The sequence below is a fragment of the Halobacteriovorax vibrionivorans genome, assembly GCF_003346865.1.
Classification (GTDB): Bacteria; Bdellovibrionota; Bacteriovoracia; order Bacteriovoracales; family Bacteriovoracaceae; genus Halobacteriovorax_A; species Halobacteriovorax_A vibrionivorans.
The window spans coordinates 591,823-614,571 of record NZ_QDKL01000002.1 but is presented as its reverse complement, the minus strand read 5'-3'; the positions used below and the strand labels follow the sequence as shown (position 1 = coordinate 614,571).

Genomic DNA, 22,749 nt, shown 5'->3' with positions numbered 1-22,749 from the left:
ATTTGGCCCAAAATTTAGCACGAAACCTATGATTTTGACAGTTTAGATCGGGCATAAAGTGCCGAAAAAGTCTCAATTTCTTCTTCATTTATGGCCAGGACCAGCTTTTGTCGATGAAGTTTATGATGCTACGTGTTTTATTACTACTCACAATTTACTTTGCGGCCTTCGCAAACCCTGAACTTAAGTTTAAGGATGATCGAAAATCTCTAATTAAATGGGATAAGTTAGAGGCCAAAGACTGGCTCAGTTATGAAAGCTGGAAGGAAGATTTACGCTTTAAAGAAAGCTATCCTCTTTGGCGTGATCTGGCCAAGATGTCTGGTCTAAGAGAAGAGATGGGAAGAGTTATTAAATGTGTAGGCCAATGTACATTATTTCGCGATCTCGGTGAGAATAAAGTTGGTTACCGCTCACTCATTAAAGAAAACGATGATATTGAAACTGGTGTGGATAGTTATCTTTGGTTAATGCTCTTTGATGGAACCCTGATTCGTATGGCGCCAGAGAGCTCGGTTTCTTTTAAAGAAATTAATGTCTTAGAAAAAGAGGTCTTCTTTTACCTAAGAGCAAATGTTGGAAATATGCTTTTAATCTCACGCTCAGAAGAAGAATTGAAAATGAGTAAAAAGAGAGACACTGATGCTGTCTTTCATCCTCTTCCAATCAATCGAACAAATCCAATTGTTTTTGATAAGAATGTATCTCTAAATGAGTACCTATTTGAAGATGATATTCGTTATCGATCTCGTACAAAATTTATAAATGATTTAATTAAAAAAAATAATAAGAAGGTAATGAGAAAGAGTCGATTCTTTATTCAATCGCCTCTCTTTTCATTTGAAGCATATTCTCCTTCTTTTGAAACCTATGTCTCAATTGGTAATGATAGCTATCTTAAGTTTCGAGATGAAGAGCAATTAGGTTATTCTTATAAGAATGAGACAAATCCAAAAGTTAACTTAAGAGGATATGCAAACGAAGAATTTGAGCAATTAAGTAAAGGGACGTGGTATCGTTTTTCTTTTATAAATCGAAACTACTTTATTGTGGAACCAAATGATGTTCTCTTACAAAATGAATTAATGACGAAGAGAATTAATGGTATTTACTATACTCGAGAGATCTTCTTAGAGAGATACGGACAAGTTCTATTTGAGAAATTAGATGAAGTTGGTTATGCAAGGGCCTACGGCATGAGACTGTGGGAAGAGGGTGAACTTGATAATCGTATAAAGTTTCTCTGGAAACATTCAAGACAAATTGAAACCACAAACTTGGCCATTGCTGATCGCTATCGAAAGCAAGTTCTTGCACGAGTTGGCCGACGAGATAAAGATGTCCTTAGGAAAGACTTTTACACTAAGGCACAGGAAAGTTATTATAGAGCAGGAGCAATGGAGAACTCTCGAAGTTATTTTCCAGAGCTTAATTCTGAAAAACTTGATTTATGGAAAAAACTAAATGGCATCAACACTAAAATTTATCCTGGCATCAGGGAGTCCTCGCAGAAAGGAACTTCTATCTTGGATGAAAGTACCAATTGAAATAAAACCTTCTGACGTCGAAGAAATTACTACGAGACAACATCCTAGAGAAATCGTTGAAGAGCTGGCCGAGCTTAAAGGAAGAGATATCGTTTCTCTTACGAAAGACTCGACTCCAAACCACTATATTGTGGCCTCTGATACTTTGGTTGCAATTGGGGATAAGGTTTTAGGAAAGCCAAAAGATAAGGCCGATGCAAGGGCCATGTTAAATGAGCTTTCCGGTAAAGAGCACGAAGTATACACGGCCGTTTATATGGCATGCGGTGGTAAAGAGAGAACTTTTTCAAAAGTATCTGAAGTGAAGTTTACAGATATTTCTCCTGAAATTTTAGACCTCTATCTGGAAGGTGAAGAGGCGATGGATAAGGCCGGTGCCTATGGAATTCAAGGCCAGGGTCTTTTATTTGTGGAAAACTTAAGTGGCTCATATTCTAACGTTGTGGGATTTCCACTTTCTGATTTTATTGATGAAATGAAAAGCTTTCTGTCTGATCTAGGCTATGACAGCTCTAAGTGGAGAGAAGTATTTCAATAAGTGACTATCTAACACAGTTAGGAATTCATCATCAGGTATTGCGCGATGCAGTTGATCTCATTATTGAGATCGACATTTGGGCCAAGCCTGGAGCAAAAGTAGAAAAGCTCGCTATTGCTGATACTGGACATCTCATCGTTAGCACTCAGTCGCCACCTGAAGATGGTAAGGCCAATGCAGGAATTATGAAATTAGTTGCTAAGAAATTTGGTGTCTCTAAAGGAAGCATAGAATTAACGAGTGGCCAACAATCTAAGTTTAAAAAAATGGCCATAACCTTTGTCTTTGCGCATAATAAAGATAGTAATTATTTTTTGGAAAAAATTAAAAAGGCATTAGCTTGAAGTATATAACTTACGCTTTAACATTCATTCTCATTTCAAAGATGGCCGTTGCTCAGCCTCAAGCAAAGACTGACAAAGAGGTTAGTAAAGAGATGTATGATAAGTTGGAAAAGGTTAAAAGTTTTCCACCAGATGATTACGTAACTAAGACGCAGGAATTGAGAAAAGAAATCGATCGCTACATTGAGCTTAAAAAAGGTGTTTGTACTGGGGATTTTTCAACGTTTGTTCTAACGCAAAAAGATCTTGAAGAAAGTCGTAGGAAGCTTACCAGAGTGGAAAAGGACTTGTGCTTCCGCGAGTTGAGAGCATTTCAGGTTACCTACTTAAACAACCTCTTTATTGCAAAGAAGAACTACCTCAACTTTCTTCACGACCAAAGACTTAAGAAACTGGATGAAATTCGCGACGAGTCTTTGCGTAGCTTGAAATCTACTTACGACAAGCAACTTATTTCACCTAAATCAAAGAAGAGATAGACTTTCTATCCTTCTGATTCTTCAGTTTTCTTGCTTCCACCTAAAACAGCACGTGTAGGTCTAAGACTCTTTACTCTTAAAAGAGACTTTCTAGGCTTTAGACTAGCAGACTTACGAATAGTTCTTAGTCTGTTTAGACCAGTTGGGTTTAGGTTTGGCGTCAATTTTTCGTTAGATGTTCCTTGTGATGACATCTCCATCTCCTTGTTAATAGTTACCGAAAAAGGTTTTCAAAATACTTACCTTAATCGATACCTAAGTGGAGAGAAAAAGCTCACTAACTCAGAATCGGATTAGGTAAGTAGTTCATCTACTCGTAGAAAAACTACTCTCAATGGTCACTCCGTGACAAAGTTTAAATCCTTAAATATATACTCGGAATAACTGCAAAAAACATTTAGTCCGAATGATATTTTCTAATCATATCATGGGCTTACAAATGGTGCAATACGGCCAGTAGTGGATGACTCGAGCGTCAAGAAAAAGGTAATAACTGCTTGTAATTACTAATTATATAAGGCAAATTACTACTATAGTTTTTATAAGGATGGCCAAAAATGTGCAAAGAAAAATTGGCATTGCTAATTCTACTTTTTACTGTAGTTTCTTGTTCAACTATTAAGAAGGCAGCGACTTCGCAAATGGGGGAGATGATTTTTGAATCTTCAGATGCTGTTTTAGTGGAAAATGACTGGAATTTGTTTGAAGAAACAATCAGTGGAAATATCAAAGTTCTAGAAACGCTCTATGCTACAGATCGCTCAAATGTCGACTTCATTGTTACTCTGATTAAAGGCTACACTGGCAAGGCCTTTGCTATTGATGAAACATACTATCTTAAAGATCAGCTACAAGAAAAGATGAATTCTGTTCATCGTTCTCGTGCGCTATCAAATTATACTCGTGCCCTTAGTTATTCAGCTCTATTTTTTAAAGAAAGAGATTTTGAAAACTTTGACTTCACAAAATATATCTCAAGCCCTGATGAATTTTATAAATTACTTGAAGATAAATTAAGTGATAGTGCTTCTGATGTTGAAGGTGTCTTCTACACAGCTCAGGCCTTGGCCTCAATTATTAATCTTCAAAGAGATAATATGAGAACTGTTGCTTATCTTCCACTGGCCAAGGTGATGTATGACTGGTCTTGTGAGAAGAATCCAAAACTTGGTTACGGTGCTTGTGATATCTTTTCAGCTTCTTATGTTGCATCTAGGCCACGTGGACTTGGTGGTAATCCAATGGAAGGGAAGGCCTTATTTGAGAAAGCAATTGCAAAGTGGCCAGATAATATGATGGTACGTTTAGCATTTATTCAATTCTATGCAGTTCCTATGTATGAGAAGAATGTTTATCTCAATCAGAAATTAGAAATAGAAAAATATACACGTGAAAATTTAGAATCAAAGTATTGGAGCGGTGGAAAACTAGAAGCTCCTGAAATTAATTATAATAATCTATTTAATCTCATCGCTAATAAAAGACTTGAGATTATTGAAAGTTTAGAAAAAGAAATTTTTTAATAGGTAAGATCATATGAAAAATATTTTAAAAATTGCACTTACACTACTTGTTACATTTAACCTTTATGCACTAACTCTAAAAGTTGGTGTCTTAACACCTGAGGGAACTAATTGGGCCAAGAATCTTAAAAAGATGGCCAAGGCAATTAAGAAAGAAACTGGTGGAAAGGTAAAAGTTAAATTCTACTTTGGTGGTTCTCAAGGTGATGAACCAGATGTTTTAAGAAAGATTCGCGTTGGACAATTACATGGTGGAGTTTTTACTGCAAAGACTCTAGGGGATATTAACGGTGATATCCGTGTCTTAGAATTACCATTTACTTTCTATCACGATAGAGACCGCGTATTAAAAGCAATTGATGACTTAACTCCATATCTAAATAAAAGTGTTGAAGCTAAGAACTTTGTTAACCTAGGTTTCTTCGATATCGGTATGGTGTACTTTGTTTCTAAAAATAAAATTGCTTCTCTTGATAATCTTCAAGGAGTAAAGATTTGGTCTTGGGAAGGAGATCCTCTTGTTGAAACGATCTTAGAAGAAATGAAATTAGTTTCAGTACCACTTCCTCTTCCTGATGTATTATCTTCACTTTCAACTGGAATCATAGAAGCGGCTTATGCTCCACCTCTAGCGATTCTTTCGATGCAGTGGAATACAAAGGTTCAGTATTTAATTGATTTTCCTCTTTCAACTTCTGTGGGGGCTTTTTTAATTAGTAACAAAGCATTTAAAAGAATTTCTCCTGAGAATCAAAAGATTGTGAAGGAAGTTTCAAAGAGATATATCGATCAAGTTAAAGCAACAAATGAAAAAGATAATCAGGACTCACTTGATCTTATGAAGCAGTCTGGTGTTGAATTTGTTAAGCTAAGTGATAAGGATATTGATCTAGCTGTAAAGGTTAGAGAAGCTACAATTAAGAAATTAAAAGGAAAGCTGTTTTCTGCAAAGGCCTATGAGCTGCTAGAAAAGAGTTTAGAAAAGAGTAAAAAGAAGAATTAAGTTGTGATTAGAAAAGTCGAAAAACTCACCGATGATTTTATCAGTACTGGCCTTGTTATTGTCGTCGTAACAATCTTAGGCTTTAGTGTCGCCTCAATTATTTTGAGATGGTTCAATCTTTCTTTTTCTTGGATTGATCCATTAGTTCGACACCTCGTTTTTGTCTTGGCATTCTTTGGTGCTGCAATGGCAAGTGGAAAGTCTCGCCATATCGCTATTGAGATTCTTCCTAAGTTCTTAGAAAACTCAGGATATAAAAAATCACTCTTTGTTTTAAATAAATTTATCAGTCTTTGTACAATTGTTGGGGCCACTTGGCTTTTTGCTTCAGGTGTACAATTTTATAATGTTGAAAAAGAATATGGACGCCTTTCATCACTGGGAGTTCATACATCTGTTTTAGTAGGTATTATTCCAGCAGGGTTTGCGCTAATCTTTTGGCGCTCACTTCTAGCATTCTTAGACTTTAGGGAAGAAGAGCATGAGCTTAATAACAATTAGTATTGCCGCATTAATTTTGGCGCTAATTGGTGTGCCTCTTTTTATCGTCTTAGGATGTGTCGCCTTAGCGGCCTTCTTTCATAATGGGATTGATCCATCGGCAGTTTCTGTTGAGATCTATCGACTTGCTTCTGCTCCAACTATTTTAACAATTCCATTATTTACATTTGCAGGATACTTACTTGCAGAATCAAATGCACCAAAGAGATTATTTCGCTTTACCAATGCCATGCTTTCTTGGATGCCTGGTGGAGTTGCCATTGTTGGCCTTTGTCTTTGTGCCTTCTTTACTGCATTTACTGGAGCTAGTGGTGTAACGATCGTTGCTCTTGGTGGCCTAATCTATCCAATTCTTATGGGCCGTGGACATAGTGACAAGTTCACAATGGGCTTTATTACGACTTCAGGCTCTCTTGGTTTACTCTTTCCTCCTTCACTGCCAATTATTCTCTACGGAATTGTTGCTGGTGTTGATATTGATCAACTCTTTAAAGCGGGAATTGTTCCAGGTGTCCTATTGATTGTGGGCCTTGCCATTTATTCAATTCTTAAGTCTGGGAAAAATAATGAAAGAGGTAAGTTTGAGTTAAGTGAGGCCATTGCAAGTTTTAAAGGGGCCTTCTTTGAGTTGTTACTACCTATTGCTGTTCTTGTGGGAATTTATGGTGGCTTTGTTACTGTAACAGAAGCTGCTGCATTTACGGCCTTCTACATTCTAATCATTGAATGCTTTGTTTATAAGGATTTAAGTCTTACTAAGGATGTTCCTGGGATTATCAAAGACTCCATGACTATGGTTGGGGCCATTCTTATTATTCTTTGTTGCGCTCTTGGACTAACAAACTTTCTCGTTGATGAAGAAGTTCCAAATCAATTATTTACGGCCTTTAGTGGAGTTCTAACTAATAAATACGCCTTTCTTTTATTCTTGAACGTTTTCTTACTTATTGTAGGAAGTTTAATGGATATTTTTAGTGCGATAATTGTGGTTGTTCCACTAATTCTTCCATTGGCCCAGCAATTTGATATACATCCAATTCATTTGGCCATTGTCTTTCTCACTAATTTAGAAATCGGTTATATAACGCCTCCAGTGGGAATTAATCTCTTTATTAGCTCCATTCGCTTTAAGAGACCAATTACTGAACTATATCGCTCGGCCTTGCCGTTTCTCTTTATTCTACTAATTTGTTTGGCCATTATTACCTATGTGCCGGCCATCAGTCTTCTTTGGGTACAATAAAGAGGATGTTTATTTTTAAATACTTACAACTATTTTTACTCATCCTTATTCTTCATCCCACAAGTGCGCTTTCACTTGTACAGGAAGATGGAGTTAAAGGTGAGTGGGACTTTGAGCATTATGATGGGCCACTTGATCCAAGATTGATTATCGATCATCAAAATGAAAAACAAGAGTTCTATGATGAATACACTGGACGTAATTACTTTGATGTACTTCTCGTTCCAGAATTAACGGATCTCTCACAAGACTTTAATCGCTATATCTATCCAAACTTCTCTTGCTCTAAGTATGAACTTAAAGAGAATTTGGCCTATATGCGCTACTTAATTCGCTTAACTTCAATTGCTAGTCTTTACGAGTTTTATCGACAAACAAGTATCGCCCTATATCAATATGGTGATGAGAAGAGCTGCCAGATTGATTACGAAACAATTTTTAAGCAGTGTAAGCCTAAGTCAAAAGATATGAAGCTCTTTATTGGGCGTGTTTCAGACTTCTTTCCAGATATCGTAGACTGGGGGAAATATCCAATCAAGCTTAAGACTGATCGAAGATTTAGTCTTGAAACTTACCATCCTGATCTTGTAAAGATTCTTAGATTAGATTTCGGTGGAGATGAGAAGAGTCATCTTATAAAAGCATGTCAATTTGCCAAAAATGAAATTCAAAGTCTTTGTAGTGAAAATGATGAATACATGGCAGCTGCACAGATTAAAGAGATTCGAAATGAGATTCTTAAGTCATCAGCCTTTAAAATTCTTAATCGCAGTGGGAAGGGGCAAGCCTGTTTCACTCGCTATGAAGAAATGGCCAAAGACATGGAAGAGATTGATGATAAGAGTAAGAGGATTATTAAGACGGCCCTTACTTCAAAGGGTGAGCTTAAGGTCTTTTGGTTTGGTGCTTTAAAAGAATTTGATGATCAGGGAATAACTCTTGTTGAACAAAAGAAGCCTGAGCCAGTTAAGAAGGTAAAAAAGGTCGAAGAGAAAAAGCCTGAGCCGGTTAAAACAGTTGATATTAAAAGCATTAAAATTATCAGAAAACCAAAGCCTCAACCAAAGAAGCCAGAGCCTAAGCCAGTGGAGAAGGTCTCTGCTTTTGAAAAGGCCCTTAGAAACTTTGAGAAATCAAAAGAAAAAACAGTTGTTGATATGACGAGCTTTAAAACTGATTATAAGTTCTCAAAGAAGACGCTTGAAAAGTTTAATGGGTCTTTAAGAAGCTTTCAAACTCGCAAGCAGCTATCAAAGATGAAAAGGGTTGATAACCTTGGTTCAGTAGCGGCGCCAATGAGTTTAACTTTTATTAAATATCTTATTGATTATAATCTTCATCAGGGTCTTTACAATATGACGGGAATTCTTAGTAATGACTTCTATGTTATTAATGATCTAGAAAATAAGAGTCGTCCAGTGAAGATTAAATTAGATAATAATAAGGACACTGGGTTTAAGTGGAAGATCTGGGTTACTGATTTAGAGTAGTCGCTTAATTTTACTTCGTAAAATTGTCGCTTAGGCTTTCCCTGTGCTCCTGAGTCGAACCGTCGTGCATAAATGCACTCCTCTCGAAAAATTTTCTAGCTAAAGTGTAGGGGAGCTAACACCGCTTCATATCTTAGCTTCGCTAAGATGCCGCGGATGTTTGGAAGATCTGGGTTACTGATTCAGAATAAGGTACGTCGTTACTTTTGGCATTTTCAATAGTTTACACATCAAAATATCCCCAATAATAGATTTATGATCACCTAAGATACTACATTTTTAGTTCATCCTAATAAGGTCGTTTATTATCAATTAGCAGATACTGATATAGTTTGTTTAAATCAATGTTTTGAGGAGAGTAATGGCACCTAACTTATTGGAAGTGCCAAAAGTAACGACGTACCTTAATTGCTTAATTTTACTTCGTAAAATTGTCGCTTAGGCTTTCCCATTGGCCTTGAGACAACAGTCCACTCTCGGCTCCTGCCTTCGTGGACATACCGTTCATCCTGAACATAAAAGCCGGGCTTGAACCCGGCTTGTTGAAATAATTTTTTAGCTAAAGTCTAGTGGCCTAGCACCGCGTCCCATAGATTGCCTTTGGGCAATCAATGCCGCGGCTAGTGCTTTCTAGAAAGTCTTTTCAGTCTCTTCTCGTATGCAGACTTAACTGATAGAGCTAGGAAGAAACCAGCATTTTCACCGTTTTCATCTTGTCCAAATAGAGAGATATTTCCAACTCTTTTGTCACCAGCTTTAAAAGACTTAGTCCAAGCAAATCCGTATAGGTTGAAGTTATGTAGTGGTACCCAAATACCAAAAACTTTTGGCCCAACGTAGAATGCCATATTCTTAATTTTTTCTACAGTAAATGCTACTGCTGGAAGAGCACCAGCTGCTACACCAGGAATCATACGTCCACCAGGAAGAGTCTTTGGATCAAGACGCTTTACATCTGATGAGAAAATATCATCTAGTGATACTGTAAAAGTTAGAACTGAACCTGGACCTTCTAGGTTAGGGTTAAGTCCGATAAATGATTTCTTGTATTTTGGAACTTTGTAAGTTGCTCCAGCAACAATAGATACATCTTCTAAAACCATTGAAACAATAACATTGTCTTCTAGTAGGTTAACGTTTGGCCCATCAACTCCTGGGATCTCAACGTTTCCTTCTCCACATGAAACAGAGAAGAAAGAGAAGCTTAGTAGTGCTAAGACTGTCAGTAGTCTTTTTCTTAATGTGATTTCCATATCGATACCTCACTTTTGGAAAATTTCTCTCATATGCCTTTCTATCGACAAAAGTGAAGTAGTTCTTAATTTTTTTTGGGAAAAAAATAACCCCCAGTTACCTGGGGGCATTTTTTACTATGTGAATCGTTTTGGTCGACTATTAGTAACGATCGGCCATTCTTTCTAGGTATCTTTCCTCTGAACGAGAAACTGTTAGTGCTAGGAAGAAACCACCGTTTTCTCCGTTTGCATCTTCACCAACAAGTGAAAGGTTACCAACTCTCTTACTATCCGTGTAGAAACGAGTTGTAAGCATTGCACCTGACATATTAAGACCATTTACTGGAACCCAAACACCAAAGATTTGTGGCCCAATGTAGAAAGCGATGTTCTTAATACTTGGTACTGAGAAAGCTACTGCTGGAAGAGCACCACCAGAAACACCTGGGATAGCACGTCCACCTGGTAGAGTAAGTGGATCTAGACGATCAGCTTTTCCACCAAAAATATCATCAAGTGAAACAGAGAATGCTAGAAGCGTTCCGTTTGACTGAAGATCTGGAGCGATCTCAACGTAAGAGTTTGTGTAGTTAGGGATGTTGAATCTTGCTCCACCCTCAACTTGCACATTTTCTAAAACGATATCAATTAGGATATCATCCTGAAGTAAAACTACTGTCGGTCCATCAACACCTGGAATGTCCAAGTTCTTTGAACTGTCCCCTGAACCACATGACGTCGTTAGTAGCGACAGGGTAACAAGTGCAGAAGTGATTAAAAGTTTTGACTGCTTAAATACTAGTGAATTTTTCATAATTACCTCAAATGACTTTCTATTAGATTTTGATTTCCCTTTTTAATAGAAGTCTCTTTGAAGGCTTGTGCTCTTTTACAACTTATTGAACTCAACTGACGTACGACAAAGACCACAAATCGTTCTCTCTTCGATTTATTTCGATAAAAGCCATTATGAAGAATTCAAGAATTTAAACAACATGATGTGTACCTCGATTAACGAAATTCAAAAAAAATGTAAATTTTTTGAAAAATGTTTCAGTAATTTCAGTTGTTTAGTGAGGACTCGTTGAATTTTTTTTGGCCTTATTCACTATGGAGCTTGTTGAGGTGGAGCAAGGCGAATTTTGCCGACAAATTTAGGCACCGGCATTATAAGTTACTGAAAGTACATCTAAAAACAGAGTCGTGCTTTTTTCCACCTAAAAAAGAGTTAAGGACTTCTGTACAATGAAATTGTGAGATTATTAGCAGATCGACCACATTTACCAGCTAACCAAGCTAAGAAAGCAAGAAGAGACTATGCAACAGATAGTTCGACTTCTTCATTTTCACCGATGCCTAATTCTAATGGGGCAAAGATTGTTAGAAGACCTAAGCCAAATGATCTTAGTCGTAGTCAGATACACGCTAAAATTAAGAATCATAAATTAGAAAAAGAGCAGGCCTTCCAAACTAAGCTTGATGCAGCTTCAGCAAAGAAGAAAGCGCAAGCTTTAAAAGAGGCGACAACTGCAAAAGTTGAAGTTACTCCTGAAGGGGAGCCTTTTGGTGATGTAAAAAAGAATGATCCAAAAGATCCTGGTACTAAGGAAAAATTAAAAGATGCTTTAACTGCCGGTGCATTTAACTTTTCTGCAAAAGAAAGAGAAGTTCTGGGAAAAATCCTTAAAGATCAATAAGCACTAAACGCTTAGTCTTCTGATTCAATCATTAAATCAATTTTTTGAATTACTTCTGGAATCGTCTTCTCTAGTGTTCCATCAATAATCGTTGCTGCTGAGTGATTGTGACCGCCGCCACCAAGTGCTTGAGCAATGATTCCAACATCAACAGTTTGATTTACACTTCGAAATGAGATTTTAACTTTGTCGTCAATTTCACGAAACATACAGGCCACTTCAATCCCTTCAAGAATTAAAAGGTGATTAATGAAACCATGTGTATCTTCTGCTTCACAATTATGATTTTCAATATCATTTTCAGTCATGGAAATCCATGCAACAAGTCCGCTCTTACTTAGTTGGCAAGAAGAGAGTACTTGGCCTAAAAGCTTAATATACTCAACTTGTTTAATCCCGTTGATTTGATTAAAAGCTTGTGGAGGAGAAATACCTGTATCTAATAATTTTGAAGCAATCTTGTGTGTATTGGCCGTTACTGTTGGGTAACGAAATGAGCTGGTATCGATAATAATTGAAGTATAAAGGGCCAAGGCCATCTTCTCATCAAACTTAACACCAAGGGCCTCAATTAATTCTCCTACTAATTCACCTGTTGCTGCTTTGGTTGAGTCCACACAGTGAATTGCTGCAAGCTCTTTTGGGCAAGGGTGGTGATCAATAAAGAGTAGCTCACTAGACTTTAAAACTAGTTCTTGAACATTCTTACCAATACGAGGAAGTGCATTGGTATCAGTTACAATGAATAAATCTATTTTTTTAAAATGATCTTTTGAATCTTCGTAATTTGAAATAACCCCATCTGGATCAAGGTAGCGATAGCGATCAAATAACTTTTCCTCGTTAATACATATGGCATTCTTTCCGAGTTTTCTAAGGGCCATACATAAGGCAATCTCACTTCCAATACCATCGGCATCTGGAAAGATGTGAGTTGTGATAACAATATTATTTGCTTTTTCAACTAAGTTTTTGAAACGCTCTACATTCTTGGTCATATATTTCCTAATCGGAAGATTCGCAAACCTTCTCAAAGGTTTGATGATTAAATTTTAAGACTTTTCTTATTGTTTCATTTTTTGTTAGGATTTTAAAGAAGCTTTTAAAAAATGAAGGTTTAAAGAAGGATTTTTACTGTGGATCAAGGAATGGATAATAGCCTGGTGAAATTGTCGGCCATTAGAAAGACATTTCCTGGCAAGGAAGTCCTTAAAGGCGTGGACCTAACTATCGGTCGCCAAGGGGTTTTAGGCTTTTTAGGACCAAATGGTGCAGGAAAGTCGACCCTGATGAAGATAATCTTAGAAGAGCAAGAATATACAGCAGGTGAGTTAATAAAAAGTGAAGACCTAACAATTGGTTATTTACCTGAGGAACCATCGCTGTATCGTCACATGACAGTTGCTCCGTTTTTAAAGTTTGTTCAAGAGATTTACGCAACATCTCAGAATGCTTATTCAATTCAAGAGATTATCGAAAAATGTGGACTCTCTGATGTTTCTCACCAGCGAATTGAAAATCTATCAAAGGGATATAAACAAAAAGTAGGGATTGCAGCAGCAATCTGTCATAACCCAAAACTTCTTGTTTTAGATGAGCCATTAGTTGGCCTTGATCCAAATGCGATTATTCAAATTAAAGAAGTGATTAAAGATCTCTCTAAAGATCACACAATATTTATTTCTTCTCACCAATTAAGTGATCTGGCTTCAATTTGTGATGATATCGCCATCTTAAATGAGGGACATATTATTGCTCATGGACCAATTGATGAAATTGAAAAAACTCTTGAGATTAAACAAGAGGTAGAAGTTGAATTTGAAAATATTGATACAAGTAAGCTTAATGGGCTAAAAGAGCTTGGTGTTAATTTCACAGTATCTGGTGATATTTATACTTTTTCTAAAGAGAGTTCTAAAGAAAAGTCAGATGGGGACTTACGAGTCATTCTTTCGAAATACTTTGCACAAAATGATCTATCTATTCTTTCACAGCAGAATAAGAAAGTTGGCCTTGAGGATATCTTTAAGAAGCTAACGGCAAAGCCAGGAGGGAAGGCATGAGTTTGAAAAAAACAATACCGCTCCTAAGAGGAATTTCAATTGTCTATAAGAAAGAAGTTGTGGAGAGTTTTTCATCTCCAATTATTTATATCTTTGCGGCCATCTCAAACTTTATAATGTCTGCAATTTTCTATAATAATTTACAAATGGCACCACAGTTAACAAATAAGACTGTCGTGGACTTTGTTATTGCACCAACATTTTCGGCGCTAAATTTTATTCTACTTTTCTTTGCTCCTATGATTACAATGGGTGCCTTTGTTAAAGAAAAGAGAGAGAATACTTTCTCTCTTTTAAAGCTTTCAAACTTAAGTGATGAGTCGATCTTTTTTGCAAAGTACTTAAGTGCCCTTACTAAGCTTGTTTTCATTACTTTGCCAATCTTCATTATCCCGCTATTTCTAGCACCAAAGGGGTTTGATGACTTTGCAATATTATTTACAAATATGATTGGAATCTATGGGCTGGGAATGTGCTACTTGGCCATCGGTCTTAATGCTTCATTATTAAGTCGCTCATATATTGCTTCTATTGTTCTATCTTTTGGGGCGCTATTTTCATTTCTTATTGTCTATGCCAGCTCAAATGTTATTCAAAATGAGATGGTTCAGGCCATTATGAGATACTTCAGTTTTAGTTCTCATATTTTCTATTTCTCACGTGGGGCAATAACAAGCTTTGATCTACTTTACTTAGCTTCATTTATTGGCTTCTTTAGTTTTGTGGGCATTCGCAATATGGGGGTTAGAAAATGAAAAAAATTACTCTAAGCCTTTGCGCTGTTTTCTATTTAATCGCATGCTTTCTCTTCTTAGTTATTCCTGAGCATGCTTTCTTAGTGGGAGCTACTTTTATCATTGCTCTTGCAATGACGATTCTAACTTTTTACTTTCATTTAACTGAGATAAGAAATTTTGTTAAGAGTACTTTTGGAAGAAATTTACTTTCTAATTTTACCGCCTTTTTCTTACTCTTTTGCATCCTTGCTGTTTTAAATTTTATCGTTTTTAAAAAAGGTGGAATTTGGGACTTAAGTCAAAGAAAGCTCAATACGTTATCAGACTTAACGGTCAAAACAGTTGATAAATTTGATGAAAAAGTTGAGATGGTTGTTTTCTCAAATAAAGAATCAAAGAACGCTATTCTTTCTCTTTTAGAATTGTATAAGAATGAAAATACTTCACTTGTTACAAGCTATTATGATCCTGAGCTAAGGCCAGATATGATTGCTCAATACGGAGTGACAGTTTCGCCTTCTATTGTTCTTGTAAAAGGGGACAAGAAGGTTATTGTAACTCGTATTCTTGAGCTTGGAATTACTAATGGGTTAATTCGTCTGCAACGAAAAGAAGATCCGACAATTTGTTTTAATTATCATCCTAAGTTTCAAGATAGTACTGATAATGGCTTTACAGGACTTATTCATGTTCTTAAGCAATCAGCTTATAAATTAAATGTAATTGACCTTTTACAGGCCAAGGCCATACCTGAAACTTGTAATGTCTTTTCTATTCTTGAGCCAACTAATGATTTCTCAAAAGAGCAAGTTGAAAAGCTTAGTTCATATTATGAAAATGGTGGACGCATCTTTGGTGCCTTTATGCCAAACTTTCGCGGAGAAAAACTTACAAATCTTAAAAAGTTTTTTGAGGATAATGGCCTAATTATTCATAACGATGTGGTTATTGATCCGGCCAACTCTCTTGAATCCTCAAAGGGGACAGCACCCATTATTACAAGCTTTGATAAATTGCATATAAATCAAGATTTTAGAGAGCGCGTCTTTCTTCCTCTTGCTAGCTCTGTTAGTGCTGCAAAAGACTTTGTTAAAAACTTTCACTCTCTTGCAAGTTCTTCTCCTAAGAGTTGGGCCGAACAAAAGTTAATCTCAGTTATTGCAGGTGATGTTAAAAAAGATAGTGCCGATATTGCAGGCCCAATTGATATGGCCGCAGCTATTACACGTGAAGATGCGCCAGCTCTAATGGCCATTGGAAATACATCTTTTATTTCAAATAAGTTCTTTAGTTATCAATCAAATTTTAAATTTATATCAAATCTCTATCATTGGATGACGGGACAAGGACAACTTGCTTCCATGAATTCAGTGGTCTTTAAAGAGAAGCCACTTCTAGTATCAGTCATAGAGAAGCAAATGATTTTTTATTTTTCAATTGTGATCCTTCCACTGATCTTTTTGATTGTGGCCCTCGTTCTTTATCAACGTAGGAAGTTTGCTGCATAATGAAAAATGTCTATCTACTAATCATTTTGATTCTTACAATAACGGCCGCTTATTTTACGGTTGAAAGAGATGAGCAGGATCAGGCACAAGAGATTAAGCAAAAACGAGAGATACTTGCCTTATCAAGTTACGGGCAAGTGACAGGAATTAAAATTTCTGGTGCAAGTATTGATCTTAAGAAAACGAAAGATGAGAATCTAAAATTATTCTATGAGGAATTGCAAAAGCTTAAGGTTGATCGAATCTTAAATAATGAAGAAGTAAAAGAGGAACTTCTTTCTTTGGAGAATCCTCCAAAATTAAAATTTATTTTTGAAAATGGTAAAGAGGTCTCATTTATCCTTGGGCAAAAGATAGCCATTAGTCAGCAATTTTATATGTTAGTTGAATCAGATAAGAAGAAGCATTGGCTTATTGCTCGCTTTGAGACTGCCTTTCCAGCTGATATGAAGGATAAGGATCGACTTCGCTCAAGCATTCCGTATCAAAAATTTCGTGAAGTTCTCCAAACGCCAGAATCATTCTTTTATAGTGAACTAAAAGAGTAGGTCATTGTTCTATTTTCATTTATTTGGAATTCAATTAAAATAAAAACGTGATTAGCATTTATCAGCAATATATTAAGTACCTCCTTTATCCAAAACTTGTTAATTCAAATATAGCAAGCCACAGGGAAGAGCTCGAAAAGATTCGCGAAGCGCGTCTCTTTGAAATCGTAAAAGATGAGAGTCGACGAGGAGTACAATTAAAGTTTACTGATTTTACATTGGCCTCTTGGCCATTTGTTCTAATCTATGGCCTCTATTCACTGGTACAAATTCATATCGGTATTCTCTTATCTGCGCAAATGGCAAAGGAAGGCTTTCTTCCTGCAATTTTCTCATCAAGTGAATTTCAACAAAAGGCTTTCTTATTTTCGACACTATTTAAAGTTGTCTTCTTCCCACTTTCTGCCTGGGTTTTTGTTAAATTCTGGCGAGTGGTGATTTCTCTTTTTGCGGGACTCTTTGATAAGGATCTTGAGGGAGTTAATCTTGAAGATACGATTGCTGCGTCGCTCGTAGGGAATTTCTTTTTAATCATTCCAATCTTTGGGGACTTTTTAAAATTTGTTTCTCAAGTGGTCTACTTGTATTTTGGACTGCGTTATAATCTGAGGTTTTCTTTTGTGCAAAGCTTCTTTATTCTCTTATCCCCATTAATACTGATCGTAGGGCTTTTCCTCGTGATGCTAATGTACATCAGTCTCATCATAAGCTTTATTTAGGCTCACTGCACTCGTTGCGTTGCTTTCAATTTTTGATAGAAGATGTAAGTGGCCTAAAAACCCTTAGGCCGTCATAATAAATCCTAGAGACACAACACAAAAAAATCTGACATTAATAGGAGTTTAAGTCAATGTACGCAAGCCACGCACACCAAACCGGCGGCATTGAGGTCGTATGCGGACCAATGTTTTCTGGGAAGACGGAAGAGTTAATCCGTCGAGTAACTCGAGCACAAATTGCTCGTCAAAAAGTTCAAATTTTCAAACCTGTTATTGATGACCGTTATCACAAGACAAATGTCGTAAGTCATTCTTCACGTCATGTGGAAGCAGAACCGGTTAAGGATGCAGTTGAAATCTTACAGAAGGTTTATGATTCAACTCGTATCGTGGCAATTGATGAGGTTCAATTCTTCGATAACACAATTATCAAAGTCGTTTCTAAACTTGCTCGTCGCGGAATTCGCGTTATTTGTGCAGGCCTAGATCAAGACTTTAAATCAAAAGCTTTTGGTCCAATGCCAGAGCTTCTATGTATCGCAGACGATGTCATGAAGATTCAGGCCATCTGTACTGTTTGTGGTGCACCAGCTTCGAAAACATATCGACTACCAAGTGAGAATAAGAAAACTGTTCTTGTGGGAGAGGCCGATTTATATGAAGCAAGATGTCGTGCTCACTATGATTATTTAGATGAAGATCAAGATGTTAAGGCATTTTCAATTTCACTTGGAGGCTTAAAAGAGGTAAACTCTAAGAGCGAGGTGAAATTGGAAAATGAAAACACAATCTAAAATATCAAAACTTAAAGACGTACACTACGAATCTAACGATTTTAAAATAAGTCAAATCGAACACAAATATGGAGAGAATGTTTACATTCTCTCCAATCCTTTGGCAGAAAGCTTATTAGCGCGCTTTTCAAATGAAGGCGTCATTCAGCCAGAACTCAATCACTTAATACAAAAGCTATACTTTATTCTTCTTGAAGCAGTACTTGGAAATTCATTTCCTAAGGAAGTTATTGAAGTTCGCTCTCGTATGGCAGGGCTTACAGATAAGGCCGTTTTTGATCAAGAGGTCATAAAGAAAGAGCAACCTGTTGTTTGTGTGGATCTTGCGCGCGCAGGAACTTTCCCAAGTCACGTTTGCTTTGAAAATCTAAACTATTTCTTAAACTCTTCTTTAATCCGTCAGGATCATTTCTATGTTAATCGTAAGGTAGATGAAAATGAACAAGTGATTGGAGTGGATGTTAGTGGATCAAAGATTGGTGGCGGCCAAGAGGGTGCTATTGTCATTCTTCCTGATCCAATGGGGGCAACTGGTGGTTCCATGTCTTTTGCGGTTGGACACTACAAAGATCAAGTTAAGGGCAAGGCCTTAAAATATATTTCGATTAATCTCATTGTAACGCCTGAGTATATTAAGCGTATGCAAAAGGATCATCCTGATGTGGAGATCTATGCGCTAAGGCTTGATCGAGGACTTTCTCCGGAGCACGTTTTAAAAACAGTTCCTGGAACTCTTTGGGATGAGGAAGTTGGTTTAACTGGAAAACAATACATCGTACCAGGAGCAGGTGGTGTCGGTGAAATCTTAAATAACTCATTTGTATAGTAAGGAAAGTTTATGGCCATTGAAACTTATATTTCTCAAGAGAAAATTGAATCACGTATTAAAGAATTAGCTAGGCAAATTGATCAAGACTTCGGCGGAGAAGAGGTTGTGGTCGTTGGTGTGTTAAATGGTGCATTTATTTTCGTGGCCGATCTTATTCGTCAGATGAAGTCTCCTGTTTATTTCGACTTTATTGGAGCTAGCTCTTATAAGGGAACAGAAAGTACAGGAAAGATTACAATCACTAAAGATATTAAAGTTGATATTAAAGGCAAGAACGTTGTTCTTGTTGAAGATATTGTGGATACAGGACTTACAATTAGTGAGTTGAACGTTCTACTAAAAGAAAGAGAACCAAAATCAATTAAACTTGCAACATTACTGCATAAGCCTGCAAAGACTGCACATCCAGTTTCGATTGATTATCTTGGTTTTGAAATTGAAGATAAATTTGTTATTGGCTACGGCCTAGACTTTGACGGACGCTATAGAGAGCTGCCGTATATTGGAATTTATAATGGTTAAAAGTGCTTCAAATGAAGGATCTGTAAGAGTTGATCTCTTAGGGGGAACTCTCGATATTGTTCCTATCAATCAGGTTCTTAGAAATACAATTACACTAAACTTGGCAACATCACTTAAGGCCAAGGTTATTGTTGAAGAAATTGACTATGAAGGTGTTGAGTTTGTTTCAATTGATTATGAATCAACAACTCGCCATTCTAGTGTCGATTTCACAAATGAAGATTTCGAAGGTGAGACCTTTGGGCCACTTTCATTTCTTGCTCAAATTCTTCACCACTTTCAGTTAACGAGTGGAATACGTCTTACGACTGAATCGGGATCGCCTCCTGGTGCTGGCCTTGGTGGCTCTTCATCAATGGGTGTGACTGTCTATAAAGCGCTATGTGATTTTACTGATCGGGAATTTGATCGCCAAACGGCCATCAATACGGTTCAAAATATTGAATCGAAGATCTTAAATAAGGGCCCTTGTGGCTACCAAGATTATTATCCAGCTCTTTACGGAGGGGTTCTTGCTCTAAAGGCAACAGATAGTGCGATTGCAGTTGAACAACTTTATAGTGACTCTTTTAAAAACTTCTTAGAGTCTCATTTAACTTTAGTTTATTCTGGAAAGCTAAGGCTTTCAGCAATTAATAATTGGCAAGTTTACAAAGACTTCTTTGATCATGAAAATGGTGTAAGAGAAGGGCTTGCAACAATTCGCGACTTAACATTCTCTGCTTATCGCGCAATTAAAGATGGGCAATTTGATGACTTTCTTGGACTTCTTTGTCGTGAAGGTGCACAAAGAGAAAAACTATTTTCAGGAATTGTTACTGATGACATGAGATCTCTCTATTCAAAACTTAGAGAAAGTGGGCATGTTATTGGTATGAAGGTTTGTGGAGCTGGTGGAGGCGGATGTTTCATTCTTGCTCACGGCCCACAACATAAAGAAGCTGTATTAAAGGAGATTACACGCTCAAAGATGAAAGTCTTAGAGTTTAGTGTTGAAGCGCCACTATGAACTTAACTTTTAATCGCGTCGCCGGACTTTCAATGAAGGGAGGAAGAAGAGATAATTTCTTTTTTTGCCTACTTGATCACCATAAAGAAAGCGGACGTTGGTTTCTTAAGTCTATTCTGGATGTAAAAGATGAAGATGAATACTCTGATGGAGATGATATTCTCAATCAGTGGATTGATAAATACGATTTGAAACACGTCATTGTAGATTTTCCTCTTTCTCGCCCGGCCTGTCATGAGTGTAATCTAAAGTGTCCTGGTGTTGCCAAGTGTCCAGTGGGGCATGTGGAGAAGGTGAGAGAAGATATTACGGCCATCTTAGAAATTGATCGAAAGATGGAAGAAGAAAATCCAAAAGAGTATGAGAGAAGAAGAAATTTTGAAGATCTCACTCACTTTGATCGCGATACTTTTTCTAAAGAGTCTCAGGACTTCATGTTATCAAAGTCATTTAAGAGAAGATTGAAAAAAGGTTTTGTTCCTTATTGGAATCGCTCACTTGATTTTTGGATTTGGTGCTCATATCACGATCAACTCTTAGAACTCTTTAATACAACTTTTGATTCATTTGGAAATACATCACTCATGATGCTTTCACGCTTTTCTTATATGAAAAGACACTTCCCTCAGGAGTGTTTCTTTTATGAAGGGCATGTAAACCTCATTCTTTTAGAATTATTAAAGAGTCGTATCATTCTAAAAAAGAATATCTTAAATCTAACAGATCTTGATCTTGGAATTGAGGCCCGTCTTGATATTGTGAAAAAGATTGAAAATAAGCTAGGGATCTTTATCTATGATAATGATTTAGAGATCATTGTAAAAAATGTTCGTGCCTTTGATTCATTCTTACTTGCTGTATGCGGACTTCAGAAAGCCAAAGGCCAGGCTCGCAGTATGCCTGATTGGACTCTTCCTCATTTAACAAATTTTATTCTTCCTTCATTTGTCTCTGGTACTTAAAGCCAAATGCATTAAAGAGAAGAATGATTCCTGGAATCATAAACATCAATACTAGGGGATTTGAAAAATCCCATAAGGCCACAATTGGCATCAGTACACCTGCCGTCCAACAATAGAATTTTAGGTAGCCGTCAGCAAATTTCTTATCATAGAAACGAAAGAGGTATATGAAGAGATGAATGATGAGATAGATACAAATAAGAGTTATGGCCGATTGAATCATCAGATCCACAATTTGTTTTTGAAAGACAGGGTCTTTCATCATTGATGCACTGGCCTTATCTACTTGTTCCATCATTTTTGCTGTGGTGCTTAAATAATCCTCATACAGCTTAGGATCTGTATAGAGAATATAGATATAGGCAGCAACAAAGATGTCGGCAATAAAGCACGACGAAATATTTAGGAATTTGAAATTCTTTTTGCTAAACTGAAGATAAATGCGTTTTAAATTTAACATATGTTAATTATTGGAAATAATTTATGGTTTTACAAGTTGTGTTATTAGTTCTTGCTATTGTTATGCTTTATTATGGGGCCGAGTTTGCTCTTGAGTCTGCAGAGAAAATTGGTCTTGCTTTAGGACTATCTCCTTTAGTTATTGGACTTTTAATCGTAGGATTTGGAACATCGCTTCCAGAATTCTTCGTCTCTCAGCTAGCAAGCTATCGCGGTGATCCAGGGATTGCTCTGGGAAATATTGTGGGCTCAAATATTGCCAACCTCTTTTTGATCCTAGGGGTCTCGGGACTTCTTGGAAGACTCTTTTTGACCTCAGCAGATATTAAGAGACAATTAATTCTTCATTTAATTCTTACTGCAATCTTAGGTGTTGTTCTCTTACAAGAGCAAATCTACTGGTGGGGAAGTGCTCTTCTTCTTGGCTTCATGGCCTTCTACCTCTTTGACACATTTAGAGAGATGAAAAAAGAGCGCGCCCATATGGCCGACCCTGAAAAACCAAGTCATAAAGAAGATGAAATTAAAATGAAAGAGATTCTTCACCTTTTTGCTGGCTTTGCCCTTTTATATGGTGGGGGAGAGTTACTAGTTAAGAGTGGAACTGGGCTTGCCTTGGCATTTGGCATTTCAAGTTATGTTATCTCTGCTATTTTTGTGGCCTTTGGAACTTCATTTCCTGAACTTGTTACGGCAATCATGACAGTAAAGAAGGGAAAGAACTCCGATATCATCACAGGAAATATCATCGGTTCAAATATTTTCAACGTGGCCTTCGTTCTTGGAAGCTTGGTCTTTTATAAAATTAAAATTTCAGAAAATTTTATACCTGAGGTTTGTGCTCTGGTATTTGCAGCACTTTTCTTAATTGCAATCTCTTATATGAAGAGAGCATTTTATCGTATTGCGGGGAGTATTTTCTTGGCCTGCTATATTGGAATGGTGCTTTACTGGGTGAGATAAAAGCATAAAGTTCCATCTAGGGAAAAAATTGGGCAA

The 22,749-nt window shown here is 36.8% G+C and carries 26 protein-coding genes; 21 read left to right on the top strand and 5 right to left on the bottom strand.

Annotation, left to right across the window (positions count from 1 at the left end):
* Window positions 1–107: 107 nt before the first annotated feature.
* Genes DAY19_RS08830 through DAY19_RS08815 form a run of 4 tightly spaced genes read left to right on the top strand, consistent with a single transcriptional unit; the run spans window position 108 to window position 2,908 of the window.
* The gene (locus DAY19_RS08830) at window positions 108–1,547 is read left to right on the top strand and encodes a FecR family protein (protein ID WP_133296927.1); all 1,440 of its coding nucleotides are present in this window, start codon (window positions 108–110) and stop codon (window positions 1,545–1,547) included.
* Window positions 1,531–2,085, top strand: a complete 555-nt coding sequence (locus DAY19_RS08825) for a Maf family protein (RefSeq protein ID WP_233500253.1) — start codon at window positions 1,531–1,533, stop codon at window positions 2,083–2,085. The genes DAY19_RS08830 and DAY19_RS08825 overlap by 17 nt, the downstream gene beginning before the upstream one ends.
* Window positions 2,064–2,429 carry a DUF167 domain-containing protein gene (locus DAY19_RS08820; protein ID WP_115361497.1) on the top strand — a complete coding sequence of 122 codons (366 nt, stop codon included), beginning with the start codon at window positions 2,064–2,066 and terminating at the stop codon, window positions 2,427–2,429. The genes DAY19_RS08825 and DAY19_RS08820 overlap by 22 nt, the downstream gene beginning before the upstream one ends.
* Window positions 2,426–2,908: a hypothetical protein gene (locus DAY19_RS08815; protein WP_115361495.1), complete on the top strand. Its 483-nt coding sequence runs from the start codon at window positions 2,426–2,428 to the stop codon at window positions 2,906–2,908. Before DAY19_RS08820 ends, DAY19_RS08815 begins: the two co-directional genes overlap by 4 nt.
* A gap of 5 nt (window positions 2,909–2,913) precedes the next feature.
* Here the strand turns inward: DAY19_RS08815 and DAY19_RS08810 are convergent, their stop codons facing one another.
* On the bottom strand, window positions 2,914–3,102 hold the full coding sequence (locus DAY19_RS08810) for a hypothetical protein (protein WP_115361493.1): 189 nt from the start codon (window positions 3,100–3,102) through the stop codon (window positions 2,914–2,916).
* 363 nt (window positions 3,103–3,465) lie between these two features.
* Between DAY19_RS08810 and DAY19_RS08805 the strand changes: the two genes are divergently transcribed.
* The 5 genes from DAY19_RS08805 to DAY19_RS08785 are packed head-to-tail and all read left to right on the top strand — an operon-like array spanning window position 3,466 to window position 8,668.
* Window positions 3,466–4,431: a TRAP transporter TatT component family protein gene (locus DAY19_RS08805; RefSeq protein WP_115361491.1), complete on the top strand. Its 966-nt coding sequence runs from the start codon at window positions 3,466–3,468 to the stop codon at window positions 4,429–4,431.
* Window positions 4,432–4,444: 13 nt separating this feature from the next.
* Window positions 4,445–5,434 carry a TRAP transporter substrate-binding protein gene (locus DAY19_RS08800; RefSeq protein WP_115361489.1) on the top strand — a complete coding sequence of 330 codons (990 nt, stop codon included), beginning with the start codon at window positions 4,445–4,447 and terminating at the stop codon, window positions 5,432–5,434.
* Between the two features lie 3 nt (window positions 5,435–5,437).
* A complete protein-coding gene (locus DAY19_RS08795; RefSeq protein ID WP_115361487.1) occupies window positions 5,438–5,935 on the top strand; it encodes a TRAP transporter small permease in 498 nt (165 codons plus the stop codon).
* Window positions 5,916–7,178, top strand: a complete 1,263-nt coding sequence (locus DAY19_RS08790; RefSeq protein ID WP_115361485.1) for a TRAP transporter large permease — start codon at window positions 5,916–5,918, stop codon at window positions 7,176–7,178. Before DAY19_RS08795 ends, DAY19_RS08790 begins: the two co-directional genes overlap by 20 nt.
* 5 nt (window positions 7,179–7,183) lie before the next feature.
* Entirely contained in the window at window positions 7,184–8,668 is a 1,485-nt protein-coding gene (locus DAY19_RS08785) for a hypothetical protein (RefSeq protein ID WP_115361483.1), read from the top strand.
* A gap of 620 nt (window positions 8,669–9,288) precedes the next feature.
* Here the strand turns inward: DAY19_RS08785 and DAY19_RS08780 are convergent.
* Together DAY19_RS08780 and DAY19_RS08775 are read right to left on the bottom strand one after the other, a co-directional pair.
* A complete protein-coding gene (locus tag DAY19_RS08780) occupies window positions 9,289–9,921 on the bottom strand; it encodes a hypothetical protein (RefSeq protein WP_115361481.1) in 633 nt (210 codons plus the stop codon).
* A gap of 142 nt (window positions 9,922–10,063) precedes the next feature.
* On the bottom strand, window positions 10,064–10,717 hold the full coding sequence (locus tag DAY19_RS08775) for a hypothetical protein (RefSeq protein ID WP_115361478.1): 654 nt from the start codon (window positions 10,715–10,717) through the stop codon (window positions 10,064–10,066).
* 439 nt (window positions 10,718–11,156) lie between these two features.
* Here DAY19_RS08775 and DAY19_RS08770 point away from each other — a divergent pair, with 439 nt between their 5' ends.
* The gene (locus DAY19_RS08770) at window positions 11,157–11,600 is read left to right on the top strand and encodes a hypothetical protein (RefSeq protein ID WP_115361476.1); all 444 of its coding nucleotides are present in this window, start codon (window positions 11,157–11,159) and stop codon (window positions 11,598–11,600) included.
* Between the two features lie 11 nt (window positions 11,601–11,611).
* On the opposite strand, the gene DAY19_RS08765 is transcribed toward DAY19_RS08770, so the two are convergent.
* The gene (locus DAY19_RS08765) at window positions 11,612–12,598 is read right to left on the bottom strand and encodes a DHH family phosphoesterase (protein ID WP_115361474.1); all 987 of its coding nucleotides are present in this window, start codon (window positions 12,596–12,598) and stop codon (window positions 11,612–11,614) included.
* Between the two features lie 138 nt (window positions 12,599–12,736).
* Between DAY19_RS08765 and DAY19_RS08760 the strand changes: the two genes are divergently transcribed.
* The 10 genes from DAY19_RS08760 (at window position 12,737) to DAY19_RS08715 (ending at window position 21,291) form a co-directional block, all read left to right on the top strand.
* Window positions 12,737–13,663: an ABC transporter ATP-binding protein gene (locus DAY19_RS08760; RefSeq protein ID WP_115361472.1), complete on the top strand. Its 927-nt coding sequence runs from the start codon at window positions 12,737–12,739 to the stop codon at window positions 13,661–13,663.
* Entirely contained in the window at window positions 13,660–14,418 is a 759-nt protein-coding gene (locus DAY19_RS08755) for an ABC transporter permease (RefSeq protein WP_115361470.1), read from the top strand. The genes DAY19_RS08760 and DAY19_RS08755 overlap by 4 nt, the downstream gene beginning before the upstream one ends.
* On the top strand, window positions 14,415–15,908 hold the full coding sequence (locus tag DAY19_RS08750; protein ID WP_115361468.1) for a Gldg family protein: 1,494 nt from the start codon (window positions 14,415–14,417) through the stop codon (window positions 15,906–15,908). Before DAY19_RS08755 ends, DAY19_RS08750 begins: the two co-directional genes overlap by 4 nt.
* A complete protein-coding gene (locus DAY19_RS08745) occupies window positions 15,908–16,456 on the top strand; it encodes a hypothetical protein (RefSeq protein ID WP_115361466.1) in 549 nt (182 codons plus the stop codon). The genes DAY19_RS08750 and DAY19_RS08745 overlap by 1 nt, the downstream gene beginning before the upstream one ends.
* A 47-nt stretch (window positions 16,457–16,503) precedes the next feature.
* Window positions 16,504–17,175 carry a hypothetical protein gene (locus DAY19_RS08740; protein WP_115361464.1) on the top strand — a complete coding sequence of 224 codons (672 nt, stop codon included), beginning with the start codon at window positions 16,504–16,506 and terminating at the stop codon, window positions 17,173–17,175.
* 131 nt (window positions 17,176–17,306) lie between these two features.
* Window positions 17,307–17,969: a thymidine kinase gene (locus tag DAY19_RS08735; protein ID WP_115361462.1), complete on the top strand. Its 663-nt coding sequence runs from the start codon at window positions 17,307–17,309 to the stop codon at window positions 17,967–17,969.
* Entirely contained in the window at window positions 17,953–18,795 is an 843-nt protein-coding gene (locus DAY19_RS08730; protein ID WP_115361460.1) for a uracil phosphoribosyltransferase, read from the top strand. Before DAY19_RS08735 ends, DAY19_RS08730 begins: the two co-directional genes overlap by 17 nt.
* Window positions 18,796–18,807: 12 nt before the next feature.
* The gene (gene hpt, locus DAY19_RS08725) at window positions 18,808–19,320 is read left to right on the top strand and encodes a hypoxanthine phosphoribosyltransferase (protein ID WP_115361458.1); all 513 of its coding nucleotides are present in this window, start codon (window positions 18,808–18,810) and stop codon (window positions 19,318–19,320) included.
* Window positions 19,313–20,329: a GHMP family kinase ATP-binding protein gene (locus DAY19_RS08720; RefSeq protein ID WP_115361456.1), complete on the top strand. Its 1,017-nt coding sequence runs from the start codon at window positions 19,313–19,315 to the stop codon at window positions 20,327–20,329. The genes hpt and DAY19_RS08720 overlap by 8 nt, the downstream gene beginning before the upstream one ends.
* Window positions 20,326–21,291, top strand: a complete 966-nt coding sequence (locus DAY19_RS08715; protein ID WP_115361454.1) for a hypothetical protein — start codon at window positions 20,326–20,328, stop codon at window positions 21,289–21,291. The genes DAY19_RS08720 and DAY19_RS08715 overlap by 4 nt, the downstream gene beginning before the upstream one ends.
* Here DAY19_RS08715 and DAY19_RS08710 read toward each other — a convergent pair.
* Entirely contained in the window at window positions 21,260–21,751 is a 492-nt protein-coding gene (locus DAY19_RS08710) for a hypothetical protein (RefSeq protein WP_133296926.1), read from the bottom strand. The genes DAY19_RS08715 and DAY19_RS08710 overlap by 32 nt on opposite strands.
* A gap of 23 nt (window positions 21,752–21,774) precedes the next feature.
* Between DAY19_RS08710 and DAY19_RS08705 the strand changes: the two genes are divergently transcribed.
* The gene (locus tag DAY19_RS08705) at window positions 21,775–22,713 is read left to right on the top strand and encodes a calcium/sodium antiporter (protein WP_115361450.1); all 939 of its coding nucleotides are present in this window, start codon (window positions 21,775–21,777) and stop codon (window positions 22,711–22,713) included.
* The last annotated feature ends 36 nt before the right edge of the window (window positions 22,714–22,749 follow it).